The 13,920-nt window shown below is 59.4% G+C and carries 15 protein-coding genes and 2 pseudogenes; 11 read left to right on the top strand and 6 right to left on the bottom strand.

Features of this window, described 5'->3' with window-relative positions:
* The first annotated feature begins 171 nt into the window (after positions 1-171).
* Both BFE01S_RS39605 and BFE01S_RS43275 read left to right on the top strand, forming a co-directional pair.
* A pseudogene (locus BFE01S_RS39605) lies at positions 172-839 on the top strand (RNase A-like domain-containing protein).
* A gap of 10 nt (positions 840-849) precedes the next feature.
* Complete coding sequence (locus tag BFE01S_RS43275) at positions 850-1,143, top strand: contact-dependent growth inhibition system immunity protein (RefSeq protein WP_084170088.1); 294 nt, start codon at positions 850-852, stop codon at positions 1,141-1,143.
* Between the two features lie 61 nt (positions 1,144-1,204).
* Here BFE01S_RS43275 and BFE01S_RS39600 read toward each other — a convergent pair whose 3' ends face one another.
* Positions 1,205-1,462, bottom strand: coding sequence for a hypothetical protein (locus tag BFE01S_RS39600; protein WP_042338174.1), 258 nt, complete (start codon positions 1,460-1,462; stop codon positions 1,205-1,207).
* A gap of 240 nt (positions 1,463-1,702) precedes the next feature.
* Between BFE01S_RS39600 and BFE01S_RS21455 the strand changes: the two genes are divergently transcribed.
* Entirely contained in the window at positions 1,703-2,023 is a 321-nt protein-coding gene (locus BFE01S_RS21455; RefSeq protein WP_052420949.1) for a hypothetical protein, read from the top strand.
* Between the two features lie 26 nt (positions 2,024-2,049).
* On the opposite strand, the gene BFE01S_RS21450 is transcribed toward BFE01S_RS21455, so the two are convergent.
* Positions 2,050-2,244, bottom strand: coding sequence for a hypothetical protein (locus BFE01S_RS21450; protein WP_028227266.1), 195 nt, complete (start codon positions 2,242-2,244; stop codon positions 2,050-2,052).
* A gap of 296 nt (positions 2,245-2,540) precedes the next feature.
* Between BFE01S_RS21450 and adh the strand changes: the two genes are divergently transcribed.
* From adh to BFE01S_RS21435, 3 genes are all read left to right on the top strand, one after another.
* Positions 2,541-4,061, top strand: a complete 1,521-nt coding sequence (gene adh, locus BFE01S_RS21445; RefSeq protein ID WP_028227265.1) for an aldehyde dehydrogenase — start codon at positions 2,541-2,543, stop codon at positions 4,059-4,061.
* An 80-nt stretch (positions 4,062-4,141) separates the two neighbouring features.
* Complete coding sequence (locus BFE01S_RS21440) at positions 4,142-4,546, top strand: DUF779 domain-containing protein (protein WP_028227264.1); 405 nt, start codon at positions 4,142-4,144, stop codon at positions 4,544-4,546.
* Positions 4,547-4,653: 107 nt separating this feature from the next.
* The gene (locus BFE01S_RS21435) at positions 4,654-5,133 is read left to right on the top strand and encodes an AraC family transcriptional regulator (RefSeq protein WP_028227263.1); all 480 of its coding nucleotides are present in this window, start codon (positions 4,654-4,656) and stop codon (positions 5,131-5,133) included.
* A gap of 338 nt (positions 5,134-5,471) precedes the next feature.
* On the opposite strand, the gene BFE01S_RS21430 is transcribed toward BFE01S_RS21435, so the two are convergent.
* Positions 5,472-5,981 carry a GNAT family N-acetyltransferase gene (locus BFE01S_RS21430; RefSeq protein ID WP_028227262.1) on the bottom strand — a complete coding sequence of 170 codons (510 nt, stop codon included), beginning with the start codon at positions 5,979-5,981 and terminating at the stop codon, positions 5,472-5,474.
* Positions 5,982-6,443: 462 nt separating this feature from the next.
* Between BFE01S_RS21430 and BFE01S_RS43270 the strand changes: the two genes are divergently transcribed.
* From BFE01S_RS43270 to BFE01S_RS21415, 4 genes and pseudogenes are all read left to right on the top strand, one after another.
* The gene (locus tag BFE01S_RS43270) at positions 6,444-6,887 is read left to right on the top strand and encodes a hypothetical protein (protein WP_084170086.1); all 444 of its coding nucleotides are present in this window, start codon (positions 6,444-6,446) and stop codon (positions 6,885-6,887) included.
* A 171-nt stretch (positions 6,888-7,058) separates the two neighbouring features.
* Positions 7,059-8,624: a recombinase family protein gene (locus BFE01S_RS21425; protein WP_028227261.1), complete on the top strand. Its 1,566-nt coding sequence runs from the start codon at positions 7,059-7,061 to the stop codon at positions 8,622-8,624.
* A pseudogene (locus tag BFE01S_RS39595) lies at positions 8,621-9,521 on the top strand (plasmid partitioning protein RepB C-terminal domain-containing protein). The gene BFE01S_RS21425 and the pseudogene BFE01S_RS39595 overlap by 4 nt, the downstream one beginning before the upstream one ends.
* Positions 9,518-10,420, top strand: a complete 903-nt coding sequence (locus tag BFE01S_RS21415; protein WP_028227260.1) for a plasmid partitioning protein RepB C-terminal domain-containing protein — start codon at positions 9,518-9,520, stop codon at positions 10,418-10,420. Before BFE01S_RS39595 ends, BFE01S_RS21415 begins: the two are co-directional and overlap by 4 nt.
* A gap of 54 nt (positions 10,421-10,474) precedes the next feature.
* Here the strand turns inward: BFE01S_RS21415 and BFE01S_RS21410 are convergent, their stop codons facing one another.
* The 3 genes from BFE01S_RS21410 to BFE01S_RS21400 all read right to left on the bottom strand — a co-directional run bounded on the left by BFE01S_RS21410 (position 10,475) and on the right by BFE01S_RS21400 (position 12,839).
* Complete coding sequence (locus BFE01S_RS21410) at positions 10,475-11,509, bottom strand: HNH endonuclease signature motif containing protein (RefSeq protein ID WP_174464464.1); 1,035 nt, start codon at positions 11,507-11,509, stop codon at positions 10,475-10,477.
* 38 nt (positions 11,510-11,547) lie between these two features.
* Positions 11,548-11,958 (bottom strand): DUF6884 domain-containing protein, encoded by a 411-nt coding sequence (locus BFE01S_RS21405; protein WP_042338173.1) that lies wholly within the window; start codon positions 11,956-11,958, stop codon positions 11,548-11,550.
* 200 nt (positions 11,959-12,158) lie between these two features.
* Positions 12,159-12,839, bottom strand: coding sequence for a hypothetical protein (locus BFE01S_RS21400; protein WP_156967114.1), 681 nt, complete (start codon positions 12,837-12,839; stop codon positions 12,159-12,161).
* Positions 12,840-13,368: 529 nt separating this feature from the next.
* Here BFE01S_RS21400 and BFE01S_RS21395 point away from each other — a divergent pair.
* Complete coding sequence (locus tag BFE01S_RS21395; protein ID WP_156967113.1) at positions 13,369-13,899, top strand: hypothetical protein; 531 nt, start codon at positions 13,369-13,371, stop codon at positions 13,897-13,899.
* Positions 13,900-13,920: the final 21 nt, after the last annotated feature.

Genomic DNA, 13,920 nt, shown 5'->3' with positions numbered 1-13,920 from the left:
CACCAATCTCAGAGTTTGTGCAGGCGGTTGGGCGTGACTGCACATTCCGACAAGGACAACTGCAGACATTGCGCTAATCGTAGCGAAACCCCGAAATCATCCATCGCCCATTCCCGATCCCCCTGGTCGCTTGCCAGCTTGACGACCCCAGCAGATACAGAGGAGTGCGGAATGTCGTACCAGCAGGATTCAGATGGCGTGCGTGTCGTACTCAGTGCGCCGCAACTGGCAGCGGTGCTTTCCCGCCAGTCGATCAGCCAGTCCGAAATGCTTTCCAACCGGCTATGGGGCGGCTTGCAGGTTGTCGGCGGGGTGCTGGAAATGGTCGGGGCAGCGGCGCTGTGTGTGCTGCCGGAACCGACGATGGCCAGCAAAGCCGGATGCGTGGTGTTCGGCGTACATGGCTCGGATACGACGGCAGCGGGTCTGCGCCAGGTATGGACCGGGCTCGATACCGACACCCTTACCCGGCAGGGCACAGCGAAGCTGGCCCAGGCGATGAACGTCAGAGCCGACATGGCGAACAATATCGGCCTGTCGCTGGATATGGTCGTGCCGTTCGGCTTCGCCGGCTCGATCAAGGCGGCACGCGCAGGCAGCATTACGCCGCCGAATGGGCCATATCCGAAACGATGACGGTAAATGCACTGGCAATTCGTGCGTGGACGAAAGCACCCTCACGAGATTTGGACTTGGCAAAGGACGTAGGGAAAAATGTTGGCTTTGCGGTTATCCGGAGTACGGGTAAAAGAATCGAAGCTCAAAAGGTTGCAGTCGTGCTGCGATATAAGACATACAACGGGATGCCGTATTATATTGTGACATCGTATCTGGAGTGAGGATTACAGTATGGTTGACAATGACAAATATGGTTATCTGACAGGTTTGATTCGCTCTCGCTTCCACGAAGATTTTGATATTTTTGGAAATTCGGTGGAAGAACTAGTTTCTTCCTACATCGAAAAAATGCCGAAGAGCGAAATCGATGCACTCATTTCTGATATAGATTCATTCAAAGCAGATTTTCCAGATACGCTTGATTCAGAATTCAATGAAAGATATGGCAGCCAATTTGATCCTGTTTTATGGGGTCATACGACCGCTTCTTTCCTTGATGAAGTGAAGCGCCTCCTGAGCGAGTAATCGAGCGTTCAACCCACTCACGCCCGACCAAAGCTTTCAAAAATCCGCCCCGCACCATCACTCAAGCCAGTGCCTTCACCCGAAGCGCCTTCGTAGCGCGCTGCGGCATCCAGCGCCCACGCGCCTCGAAACCGTCGAGCTGACGCAGCAGCGTATCGACCGTGCCGAGTTGAACATGAGTCAGGTGGTTCTGCTTGAGCAAGGTATAGAGCCGTTTGCGCCAGTAGGCGACGCCCATGATGGGCGTTTCGAAGTCACCGGTGAGCGACGGCGGCATCACACGCGCGATGTGCGCAATTTCCTGTTCGACGAATGTCATGGCTTCCCCCGTACGTCCAAGCTGGTTTCTTATCGTATGGAGGTACTGTAGGACGCTGCGGCGCAGAAGCCAGCCTACCTGACTAGGTAGGTAGGCGTAATCCGGAGTAAAAATAGGGGCGCATTCGCGCAAATCCGAGCGCGCCATCCGCTTCCCCCCTCGCCTTTCGGACTGCTCCCATAGGACTTTTCCGACCAAAACTTGATGATGATCAGGTTCACTGTTCCTGCGAGGTCAATCATGCTGCACGGTCATTCCACCGATCGGCTCGTGTCGGGGGCGCTCGCCGGCGCGATCGTCACGGCTTTTGCTCTTCTGCTTCTGATCTGGCTGGATATCCCGCCCGAAAAGCATGTCGGCACCGCGCTCCGGCTCGCGGTGCCGCTGCTGATTTCGGCGTGCGCGGTCCTTGCCCGCCCCCTGCTGCTCAAAACCGTGCTGCGCAGCCGGCGCGATCCGCTGATGCTGGACGAAGACCTGAACTCGCTGCTCGTTGGCCGCGCGCTCGGTGTGGTCGCCGGCTTCTTCTTCGGCGTCACGCTCGCAACCGAGATCCTCTAGCCACAAAGCCGCGAACGCTTACAGCCTCACAGGAACGGCTTGCCGTCCACCTGCTCGTAGACAACGTTGCCGTCGTCGTCCTCGAACTGTTCGAGGTAGTTGCGGGCGCCGCAAAGCGGGCAGCGGAACAACGGCCCCTGGCCTTCGTTCTTGATGACCACGTCGCTTTGTTCCCAGGGCGTGCCGCACGACTGGTTGCGGCAAACGAATGATGCGGACATGCAGACTCTCCTGACTGTAACGGCCGCCAAGACTACAGCATTGGCGGCCCGATTGCCCAACTTCCTGTCGCCGTTGTTCAATTTTTGAACAGTACCGCGCCGGACCGCTCAATCCCGGCGCACCTCTCGGCGTTTCTCATCGTCCCCGTCTCCCGCACATCGTCTCCTCAGGCGCGCGGCGCCTTGATGCGCCGGCGTGCCGGACGCACTGGCACGCTTCTGGCGTAAGCGCGTGCCGGTAGCGCGGCATGCCGCGCCCGTCCATATCGACATCGAGAATACAGAGGAGCACGACGATGAATCACTCGGAGATGCAGTTCCTGAACATCGCATTCCCTTACAAGAAACAATACGGCAACTTTATCGGCGGCGAATGGGTCGCGCCGCTGGGCGGCGAGTATTTCGACGATATCTCGCCCATCACGGGCCATCCGTTCACCTCGATTCCCCGCTCACGCGAAGCCGACATCGAGCTCGCGCTCGATGCCGCGCACAAGGCGAAGGTCGCCTGGGGCAAGACCTCGGCCGCCGAGCGCGCCAACATCCTGAACCGCATCGCCGATCGCATCGACCAGAATCTGCAGCAGCTCGCGGTGGCCGAGACCATCGACAACGGCAAGCCGCTGCGCGAAACGCTCGCCGCCGACATCCCGCTCGCCGCCGATCACTTCCGCTACTTCGCGGGCTGCGTGCGCGCGCAGGAGGGCGGCATCTCCGAGATCGATCACGACACCGTTGCCTATCACTTCCATGAGCCGCTCGGCGTGGTCGGCCAGATCATTCCGTGGAACTTCCCGATCCTGATGGCCGCGTGGAAGCTCGCGCCCGCGCTCGCCGCCGGCAACTGCGTCGTGCTCAAGCCCGCCGAGCAGACGCCCGCATCGTTTCTCGTGCTCACCGAACTGATCCAGGACCTGCTGCCGCCGGGCGTACTCAACGTCGTGAACGGTTTCGGCCTCGAGGCCGGCAAGCCGCTCGCCTCGAACAAACGCATCGCGAAGATCGCGTTCACTGGCGAGACCACGACGGGCCGGCTCATCATGCAGTACGCGAGCCAGAACATCATTCCGGTCACGCTGGAACTGGGCGGCAAGAGCCCGAACATCTTCTTCGCCGACGTGCTCGATCAAGACGACAGCTACTTCGACAAGGCGCTCGAAGGCTTTGCGATGTTCGCGCTGAACCAGGGCGAGGTGTGCACGTGCCCGTCGCGCGTGCTGATCGACGAAAAGATCTACGACCGCTTCATGGAACGCGCGCTCAAGCGCGTAGCGGCGATCGTCCAGGGCCATCCGCTCGACCCGAAAACGATGATCGGCGCGCAGGCCTCGCAGGAGCAGCTGGAGAAGATCCTTTCGTACATCGACCTCGGCAAGCAGGAAGGCGCGCAATGCCTGATCGGCGGCGAGCGCAACACACTGGGCAGCGAACTGGGCGACGGCTACTACGTGAAGCCCACCGTGTTCCGCGGCCACAACAAGATGCGCATCTTCCAGGAAGAGATCTTCGGGCCGGTGGTTTCCGTGACGACGTTCAAGACCGAAGACGAAGCCCTCGAAATCGCCAACGACACGCTCTATGGCCTCGGCGCGGGCATCTGGACGCGCGACGGCACGCGCGCGTACCGCTTTGGGCGCGCCATCCAGGCGGGGCGCGTGTGGACCAACTGCTATCACGCGTATCCCGCGCACGCGGCGTTCGGCGGCTACAAGCAGTCGGGGATCGGGCGCGAGAACCACAAGATGATGCTCGACCACTATCAGCAGACGAAGAACCTGCTCGTCAGCTATAGCGACAAGCCGCTGGGCTTCTTCTGATCGTTCTGATCCGGCGCGCGGGTGGCGAGAGCTTGCGATCGCCGCCCGCGTCGTCTTTTCACGCAAGGAGCGAGCCTCGCATGGTTCCCCCCGCTGTTTCCAACACGGTTCCCCGCGTCGTTGCCACCCCCGCCGCTCTCACGCTGATCGAGGGACTCGCGAGCCAGCATGGTCCGCTGCTCTTCCACCAGTCGGGCGGCTGCTGCGACGGCAGTGCGCCAATGTGCTTTCCGGCCGGCGAGTTCTCGGTCGGCGGCTCCGACGTGCGCCTCGGCGAAATCGGCGGCATGCCGTTCTACATGAGCGCCGCGCAGTTCGAGTATTGGCAGCACACGCAGCTCGTCATCGACGCCGTGCCCGGCAACGGCGGCATGTTCTCGCTCGAACGCCCGACGGGCCTGCGCTTTCTCACCCGCTCGCGGCTTTTCGACGACGATGAAAACGCATGGCTCGCCGAACACCCGGTCGCGCGGGCGGATGCGTGACGCGCCTGCGCCTGCGGGACGCCCGCCGCGCGCCTCGCCCGCGGCGGTGCTATCGTCAGTCCTCCTGCCTGGGCGGCCGCGCCGCCCACCTTTACGGAGGCACCGCCATGCAAGCGAGCGATGTCAAGATTGTCACCCTCCAGCCGATGGATCTCCTCGCCGTGGAGCACATCGGCCCGTACCCGAAGATCAGCGATGCCTACGCCACGCTCGCGCAGTGGCTCGGCCAGCGCAATGTGTCTACGGCGGGTTCGAAGCTGGTGGGCATCTTCTACGACGATCCAGACCGCGTCGAGGCTTCGAAGCTGCGTTCGAAGGCCGCGATCCAGCTTGCCGATCCGTCGAGCGTCGCGCCCGCCTCGCCCGTGCAACACATGCAATTGCGCGGCGGCAAGCACGCGGTGTTGCTGCACAAGGGGCCGTACGAAGGTTTGAAGGCGGCCTGGATGTGGTTCTACGCCGAGTGGCTGCCGAACTCGGGCCAACAGGCCGATTTCAGCGTGCCTTCGTTCGAGGTGTACCGGAATACGCCTGACGAGGTGGCGCCCGAAGCGCTGCTGACCGAGCTTTGCCTGCCGCTGGTTTGAGTCCCGTCGCTTCGGTGCTTTTCGGTACTGCTGCTGGAGCGAGCTTCGGTCGGCCTGCTTTGGCGATGTCGTTAAGGTTTTCTTGTTTACTTGTATATAAACGTAGTAGTAGTTAACAAGCCCCTGGATTTCCTGTGGATAAGCGGGAAAAACTATTGGGTTGTCAAAGAGCTAGGCGTTTTATAAGTACGGGCGGCGTGCGTGAACAACGTTGCGCGGCGGCGGATAACTTTTCGGACCGCGCCGCGCCGCTTTACTTGTCCCCATTCGGTTCACAAGCATTCAGCCGGGTTGTCCGCAAGTTATCCGCATGGCGCTGTGGATAGCGGGTCCGCGCGCTAGCGCGGCATGTCGGCAAGCAGCGCCCAGCGCTCGTGATCGCGCCATTCGCCGTCGATGCGAAGATAGCGCGGCGAGAATCCCTCCTTCTGAAAACCCAGGCGCCGCACGAGCGCGATCGACGCCTCGTTGCCGGGCTGGATGTTCGCTTCGAGGCGATGGAGTCCGAGGTCGCTGAACGCGTAGTCGATTGCCGCGCGCAGCGCCTCGGTCATGTAGCCGCGTCCGGCGTATCGCTGCATGCCGTAGTAGCCCAGATAGGCGCTCTGAAACACCCCAGCGACGATTTCGTTGATGTTGACCACGCCGACAATGTCGTTCGACTCGGCTTCGCGCGCGACGAGGCCGATGGCGGGGCCGGTGAGCGTGCGCGCGAACCAGGCGTCGAAGCCTGCCTGGTCGGTGAAGGAGGCGGCCCATGGGTGGTGGTAGGACTGGCTTTCGCGGTTGGCGGCGATGAGGTCGTGGGCGTCGGAGCGGGTGACGCGGGTCAGGTGGATTTCGGGCATGGGGATTGGGTGTAGTGGCGAATGGCGGGATTGTTATTTTGCAATTGCCGGTTCTGAGGCTGATCGGGAATAAGGATGTTTCGAAGTGGGTACGCCGGGTTGGCCTTGCCAATAGAAAAGACCCATAAGCTTTTCAGCTTATGGGTCCGCATTTCTAAGGCTATGAGGCTATTTATACCCGTAGAGCGCCATAGTAAGTGAGACCGCGTCTACCAAAAATCAAAGACTTACACGAACTCGCGCCACAGATGTCTTGTCGGGCGCGACAGAGTTGGCGCGACTGCCCTACGCCCGCGCCAAAGTAGTAGCGTTTGAGTGCGACCCCAATTGTATTGGCAAAAAGCCTGGCGAGCACGCCCTAGACGGAAAATCGTCGAGGGTGGGCCGGCGCGGACCCGGCATCGAGTTGCTCCCGCCACCTGACGTGACCGGCCCTCCTGCGATATCTGCGTGGAGCCCGCCATGAAACCGGACCGCACCTGCGCCGCCTGCGGCGCGCATTTCACTCCGCTTGCTCACGTTCCGAGTCAACGCTTCTGCTCGTCGAGGGCCTGCCAGCTCGCACGGCGAAGGGCCTGGCAACACGAACGTATGCGCTCGGATCCCGACTATCGGGCAAATCAGGCCAGGGCCCAGGCCACCTGGCGCGCCCGCCATCCTGACTACTGGCGCCGATACCGCGAAACCCATCCGGCGTGTCGCGAACGCAATCGCGCGATGCAGCGCCAGCGGAATGCGCGGCGAAATGCTGAACTCGTTGGAAAGATGGGCACGTCGTCTCCCTTCAAACCGCTGGCGTCGGGCTTCTACCTCCTTTGCGATGCGGTCGAGGCTGGTATTGCAAAGATGAACGCGTGGACCGTCCATATTGCCGTCCTTTCTGCTCCTCGACCTTCGTCGGCGTGATTGCAAAGAGAGGACGTGATTGATATAGGCCGGGCACCTGCTACGTTTGTCTTGTGTGTGCTCGCATCAGCCTTGCCCGATTTGCGGCGCTGGCTGACATCAACAGGAATCCGATTGCCATGACGGCGCCGGGGCGGCGAGCGAGAAACCGTTGCTGCCTGGAGCAGGATCGTGGACATCGATTGCGCAGCAGAACCAGTCGCCACGCAGACCACTACGGTACGCGCGGCCGAGTACGTCCGGATGTCGACGGAGCATCAGCAATACTCCACGGAGAATCAGCGCGACCGGATACGCGACTACGCTGCGCAACGCGGCCTCACAATCGTGCGCACCTATGCTGACGAGGGAAAAAGTGGCCTGCGCATTGACGGGCGACAGGCATTGCAGTCGCTCATCAGGGACGTCGAAAGCGGCGTCGCCGAGTTTCGGGTGATCCTTGTCTACGACGTGAGTCGCTGGGATCGGTTCCAGGACGCGGATGAGAGCGCCTACTATGAATATATCTGCCGGCGCGCCGGCATCCAGGTAGCCTACTGCGCGGAACAGTTTGAGAACGATGGCTCACCGGTTTCGACCATTGTCAAGGGCGTCAAGCGTGCGATGGCTGGCGAATACAGCCGCGAGTTGTCGGCGAAGGTGTTCGCCGGACAGTGCCGGCTCATCGAACTGGGCTTCCGGCAAGGCGGACCGGCGGGCTATGGTCTGCGCCGGATACTGGTCGACCAGCATGGGCTCATGAAGAGCGAACTACAGCGCAGCGAGCACAAGTGCCTGCAGACAGACCGGGTCATCCTGATGCCGGGCCCCGGGAGCGAGGTACGGACGGTTAACCTGATCTATCGCTGGTTCATCGACGAATCATTGAACGAGTATGAGATCGCCGCGCGCCTGAACGGCATGAATATCCAGACGGATCTCGGTCGCGACTGGACGCGGGCAAGCGTGCGGGAGGTGCTGATCAACGAGAAGTACATCGGCAACAACGTCTACAACCGCGTGTCGTTCAAGCTGAAGAAGACGCGCGTCGTGAACCCGCCCGAGATGTGGATCCGCAAGGAGGGGGCATTCAAGCCGATCATTCCGGCAGAAACGTTCTACGCGGCGCAGGGCATGATGCGGGCGCGCGCCCGGCGCTACTCAAGTGAGGAGTTGATCGAGCGCCTGCGGAACCTGTATCGCAGTCGCGGTTTCCTGTCCGGCCTTGTTATTGATGAAACGGAGGGCATGCCCTCCGCCTCAGTCTATGCATATCACTTCGGCAGCCTGATCCGCGCGTACCAGACGGTCGGGTTTACGCCGGGCCGCGATTATCAATATATCGAGACTAACCGCTTCCTCCGGCAACTGCACCCCGGCATCGTTGCCGAAACCGAGACACGTATTGCTGCACTGGGCGGCGCCGTTACACGCGATCCGGCGACCGACATGCTCACCGTGAACAGCGAATTCACCGCGTGTATCGTCCTCTCGCGCTGCCAGGCGCACGGCTCCGGCAGAAATCACTGGAAGGTCCGGTTTGATACCAGCCTGTTGCCTGACATCACGGTTGCCGTTCGTCTGGACAGCTGCAACCAGACCACACTCGACTACTACCTGCTGCCACGACTCGATTTCGGCCAGCCGCGTATCAATCTCGCCGACTGGAATCCCGTCGAGTTTGAGAGCTATCACTTTGACACGCTGGACTACCTGTACGGCATGGCGCAGCGTGCTCGCCTGAGGAGAGCCGCATGAACCCGCAGGAGAAGCCCGTCGAAGTGCGGATGGTGCCGATTGAACAGATCGAGGTGATCAATCCGCGTGAACGGAACGCGCGCGCGTTCGAGGAAATCGTCGGCAACATCAAGGCGATTGGCCTGAAGAAGCCAATTGTCGTTACGCCGCGAGCGACCGCAAACGGAGTCGAACGATATCTGCTGGTTTGCGGCGAGGGTCGACTCAAAGCGTTCCGCACGCTCGGCGAGTCGAACATTCCCGCACTCGTCGTCAGCGTGAGCGATGAGGACGCTTTCATCACGAGCCTGACGGAGAATATCGCGCGCAGGCAATACCGTCCGCTCGAGTTGCTCACCGGTATCCGTGACCTGCAGGACCGCGGCTACGCGCCAAAGGCCATCGCAGAGAAGACCGGGCTGTCGGCTCAATGTGCAGGGAATCCTCACCCTTCTGCGCCACGGCGAGGAGCGGCTAGTCATCGCGGTCGAAAAAGGGAAGATCCCGCTGAATGCCGCACTTTCGATCGTCGGCGCCGGCGATAATGACGAAGCCATCCAGGCCGCCCTGCAGGAAGCGTACGATTCCGGCAAGCTGCGAGGACGGCAATTGATGGACGCACGACGGATCATTGAGCGTCGCAAGGTCCTGGGCAGAATGGCTGGCCGGAACATGTCCCGCAAGGCCCCGGACGTGACGACCTCCAGTCTCGTACGGACCTATCAGCGGGAAGTGGGCCGCCAGAAGGCGATGATAAAGAAGGCCGAATTTACGCAACAGCGGCTACTTTTCGTTGTCGGTGCGCTCCGGCAGTTGTTCGCTGACGAGAACTTCGTCAATCTGCTGCGCGCGGAAGGGCTGGCGACGTTGCCGAAGTATCTTGCGGAACGCGTTTGGCCTAGCGGGGGACCGGTATGAGCACCATCGCACTCGGCTTCATTCCGGAACCGCTCATGGTTCCGATCTCGAATGTTCTTCCGTCCAGACGGCTTTCGGCCGGCGCGATAGCATCGCGCAAGTTCAGACAGATCAAAAGCTCAATTGAGGAAGTGGGGATGATCGAGCCACTGTCGGTGATGGCCGCCGATCCCACGTCGGGCCATCACGTGCTCCTCGACGGACATCTTCGTCTCGCCGCGCTTCAGGACCTTCGCTTCGAAACAGCATACTGCCTGGTCGCAACCGATGACGAGAGTTATACCTTCAACAATCGCGTTAACCGGCTTGCGACGATCCAGGAGCATCACATGATCCGGCGAGCCGTCGAACGCGGTGTCTCACCAGAACGGCTGGCCAAGGCACTCGCCGTCGACGTCTCCCTTATCCTGAAGAAGATCGCGTTGCTGGACGGACAGTGCGCCGAGGCTGTAGAACTGCTAAAGGATCGGCAGTTTTCGCCAGAACTGGTCCGTGCGCTCCGCAAGATGAAACCGACGAGACAGGTCGAATGCGTGGAGTTGATGACCGCTGCAAACAACCTGTCCGTGTCGTACGGCGAGTCACTGCTTGTTGCGACACCGGCCTCATTGCTTGTGGACGGGAAGAAGCCTCGGAAGCTGACCGACGTTGGCCCCGAGCAAATGGTGAAGATGGAGCGGGAGATGAGCAATTTGCAGGGACAGTACAAGCTCGTAGAGCAAACCTACGGACAGGATGTGCTTAACCTCGTGCTCGCGAAGGGCTATCTTGCGAGGCTACTCGACAATGAATCGGTGCGCCAATACCTGAGAGCACAGCAGGTAGACCTTCTCGCCGAGTTCCAGGCGATTGTGAGAACGATAGCCCTGGATCAAACTGCGCTTGAGGCTTCGACTTAACATGACTGGCGCAGCATCGCGCCTACTGGACTCCGCGTTTATTGGCAGCTACGTTCACGAGCCCCGATCGCCGTTGCTTTTAACGAGATACTCGTCGTATATGCCGTGGAGTTCGGGACTCGTCCAGATCAGTTCATGTTTCCAGTTGAGCTTGATAAGTCCGCGGTCCAGCGCGCGGTGAAGATCAACGCGCAGGGGGATCCCGTCGGACGCCTTGTTGTGCCCCGATCGCCAGTCTCGGCCCGGCAGGTGGGCGGCATCCAACAACGCTTCCGTTGCACAACTCGTCACAATGCACTTATGCCCGTAATGCGCAATCACCGCCTCCCGGAACGCCGGTTGCTGTAGCCGAGCCAAGGCCCGTCGGTACCGCTGCGTTGGCGTTCCGATTTGGGCGGATACGTCAGGCCTATAGTACGAATACGTGACGGGGCCTGGCTGCTTCAGGATGGCTCGGAATTGCTCATGCGCTTCCGTGGTCCCATTTGCGTCGGCTATTTCGTAGAAGTACGCTTGGTCGAGAATCAGGCAATTTCTGTCGGGCCCAACCGCGACTGTGCCAAGGTAGCGGCCAATGCAGACGAGCGACCTGTGGACCACCCAATGCAGTACATAGGCATCTTTCGGTTCGACTTCTTGAGGGACGCCCTTCCAGTCTCCATCGAGCCACTGTTTCGGATTCGATGGATCCACGTGGAAGTTTTTCTCGGATGTCCGCTTGTGGTTCTTTGTGATGACTACTGGGGCGCCCAGGCTCGTGATGATGCTCAGCAGCTCGGCGGCTGTGATCGAGGGAGAAGACATGTCGAACGCCCCATCGCGCTTAGCACGAATCTCGAAGCCCAACGCTTTCAGCTCGCGATGCCAGCGGCCGTCAAAGCGGCCAGGGAAATCTGAAGGCATTAGCAGGCGCTCACCGGCCAACTCGAGGGCGATGGCCACAATTGCCTTCACCGGGTATCCAGCGCCGTCGATCACGACTTCATAGTGACGCGCATTCTGGAACCCGCCATATCCCGGTTGTTTCCGCCACATCGCGCCAGCCTTTTTGACGTGCCGCGCAGTAAATAGACCGGATTCGATCTCCATACGTTCCCCGTTAGCCATACGGCACTTGCCTCATTTGATTATCGGTTCGCGCCGAGCCACTGAAGCTGCTTCCCGATCGCGAGGCGTTCCATCGGTATCTCGGTCGTAAAGCGGCTACTAAGGTACTCCATCAGGAATTCGCGATAGCGGCTACCTGCCAGCACGACACACCTGCCTTGCACAGGCAGCTGCGCCTCCATCTGGGCGCGCACCTGGTGCGCCCAGGCACGGCGCTCGCCGATCGACATGCTGTTCAGCGTCTGCTCGTATGGCTCGATAATCTGCTCAGGTTTAACCAGACCGAACCTAGCAGAAAGGATAAACCATACGTCCGCATGGCGCTCCACGTAGTCACGCGCCTTGAGAAACCACTCGGAGACGTACAGATCCTTCGCCGGCATCGCGCGATCACACTTCTTGCCGACGCAGGACACGAGATAGAAGTCCATTGTCTGTTGACTTAATATTGACCGCCATGCGGTCGGCGGTGATTCTCAACAACAGTATCCGCGGCTGCCGTCCGGAGCCTCGAAAGCGCGGCGATCATACGTCGCCCGACAAAAACACACGCCGATGTTGCCCAAACGGTACCGCGGGTGGGCACAAACGGATAGCGCCTCGCCGGCGCGGTTCCTCGGCAGGGAGCTGGCTACTTGATTTCCTCGAACGTCGTGCCCGGAGGAAAGAAAACCGTCATTTGCTCGGTACGCACCCAGTTGTTCTCCGAAAGGCGGCCGGACAGGAGTTGGTCTGCCTTGGCGACGCAGTCATCCACAATCTGTTTGACCGTTTGAAGGTGGTCGATCGTCAGCTGGTACGGATCTTTCGGAAGTTTTGTTTGACCGTACACCAAATCCTTTTCCTTGACGCCAGCTCCATCTGGAATGTCCTTCCAGTTCAGTGCCCTCATGTCCTTCGGTACCTTCGTCTCCGGATGTACTGAAGAAAATTCGTAATACCCTTTTCGGTCATGCTTCGGATGTACGTAGTCGTTGCGAATCCTTATGAGCTCCGCTAGGTGACTCCACGGATACCCAGCTGCGTCGATCTCGATAGAAGGCGCAGGTACGAGCAGGAATAACAGCTTCCACTTGTCGAAGAGTTGAAAGCGCTCCTCCCGTTCTACAAAAAAATCGTGATGCGGTATCGAGACAAAATGATCGAGAGCGCGGTTCACCAAGCCTTCGAGGCTAAGTATGTATAACAGCATCGCGCTTCGGCAGATCCGCGTGACTTGGAACGAACCTGTCACACTGGTGAGCTTAGTCGCAGACATCAAATACTCTGCATCTTGATAGAGATAGTGAAAGCTGTTGATAACTGTCGACATCAAATATCTTGTACTGTTCGCAGCAGACATATTTGGCAACCCTCCTGCTCGTTGCGCCAATTCAGGCGCCCAACAAACGATAGTAGACTAGTAGCAGCAATTTTCGCGATCTCCTTTCCGACGAAGTGAGATCTGGCGTGCACGCTGGCGCGTGGTTTCTAACTGACCTTCAAAAGGCATACAGATCCCGATTCCACTGCGATCGTCGCTTGCGTTGGACGAATACCTGCGAGGCTAGAGGTCACAAGCTTCATCGGAATGTGTTTCAACTTTTTGCAAGAAAGGATTCTATATTGTTGCCGGTTTAGAACAAATCCTGAAAAGCATGAGACCTACGCGCAGAAAGCTACTCGATCAGAGCCCGGATCTCGTCCGTCGTTACGTGCGCATGGTTGTGCACCGGAAGCAGAGCAAAATCTCTCGTGCACTTGCACGGCGAATCATACGACCGAAGCTCCAATGGGTTGAACGGAAGAGAAAGAAGGTTCTGGACTCGACATTGCGAACCGTATACGCGGAGGCCGTTCGCGTGCGACGACTCGGATTTGACGCATCAGCGTGCGTCTTAAATCTCGGCCTTTACTTTCTGACTGCCGAGCGCGACATCCACGCCGCAAAAATAGATGCTTTAACGCATCCAGATCCTTGGAAACGGAAGCTCGCTGCACGCGTCATTTTGCTGACTCTCCATGAACTCGAAGTCGACAAGGCCGCAGGACACAGCCTACGACAAGCGTTGTCCGACGGAAAGATCTCGGGCCCATTGAGGGACTCAGTCACAGATGCATTGCGAGCCATCCGTAAGGCTCAGTCGCAAGCCCAACATCAGTTTGCTTACCTTAGACACTCAACGATTGCTCACCGCGATCCGGACGCAATCCAGCAATACCGCGACATCATCGAAATTGACGAATTCGAAGTTGCGAGAATTGCGGTTGAATTTTATGCGGGCGCGCAGAAATTCATGGACGTCATTCCGCGCCTGCTCAATCAACTTTCGACCCTGGAGGGGCTGTTGGGGCAGATGGATGCGCGACGGGCGCGACACGCCCGACAATAATGAGGCCAGGGTCGTACGGTC

Origin of the sequence: Paraburkholderia ferrariae NBRC 106233 (assembly GCF_000685035.1) — a bacterium.
Classification (GTDB): Bacteria; Pseudomonadota; Gammaproteobacteria; order Burkholderiales; family Burkholderiaceae; genus Paraburkholderia; species Paraburkholderia ferrariae.
This window is presented reverse-complemented; position numbering and strand designations above follow the sequence as displayed.